The organism is Salinibacter sp. 10B, from assembly GCF_002954405.1.
Classification (GTDB): domain Bacteria; phylum Bacteroidota; class Rhodothermia; order Rhodothermales; family Salinibacteraceae; genus Salinibacter.
Genome location: NZ_MQWC01000008.1, coordinates 1 through 740, shown reverse-complemented (window position 1 = coordinate 740; position 740 = coordinate 1). Strand labels below are relative to the sequence as shown.

Genomic DNA, 740 nt, shown 5'->3' with positions numbered 1-740 from the left:
CAGTGACACCGAACTGGAGGAGTGGTTCAAGAATTCCGTTTGGTCCAAGAAAGGGTATTCCGGATACTTGCCGAAGGGTGAATTCGGCTCCAAGCGTCTCACGACCGAACTCAACGACCTGTTTGAGATCATCGCCCGCCCCCGGGTGCAGGTCCTGCTGGATATCAGTGAAGAAATGAGCCTCGAAGAGGTCCGCCTCCGTGTCGAGCCGCGCACGTTCCAGCCCGGACTTATGCAGCTTACGGAAGTATCCCTTTCGCTTACGTCCGACTTCCTCGTGGTCGGCGACGAGACGCACCTCGACAAAACAGCCACTTCTCTCGACTCCGCCGACCAGATGATGCGAAAAGACGACGGTACCCTCCTTTCTGCCAGCTGGACCTGGGACGGCTCGGCCGTTGCCGATGCTACGGAGGTGGCTCACGACCAGACCGTCCGACCCACAAGGGACTTCGACTCGGTAGAAGCGAGCGTGACCCTCCGGATCGACTACCGGGCCGCGAAGTCGGCCGACCTCCAGCCGGAGTTTGAGTACGAAGGGAGCCCGGGCGTGGCGGCTGATTCCTCAGCGCCTCATAAATCGGCCGGTGTTCTGGCCCCCGTATACTCATAGCCTTCTCTCCTTCATGCGCGTTCAGTTTTCAACGGTTAAAAGACTGAAGACATGGAATCGGACGACGGATATACATTCGATCACGAGGAGGTCCGGGACCACGGGGAAAAGGGACCCGGTCACGAGT

At 58.9% G+C, this 740-nt stretch carries 1 protein-coding gene; it reads left to right on the top strand.

Annotated features, from left to right (window positions below; genetic code table 11):
- Window positions 1–613 (top strand): hypothetical protein (locus tag BSZ35_RS18885; RefSeq protein ID WP_219846706.1); only part of this gene is annotated, 613 nt, incomplete at its 5' end.
- Window positions 614–740 lie beyond the last annotated feature (127 nt).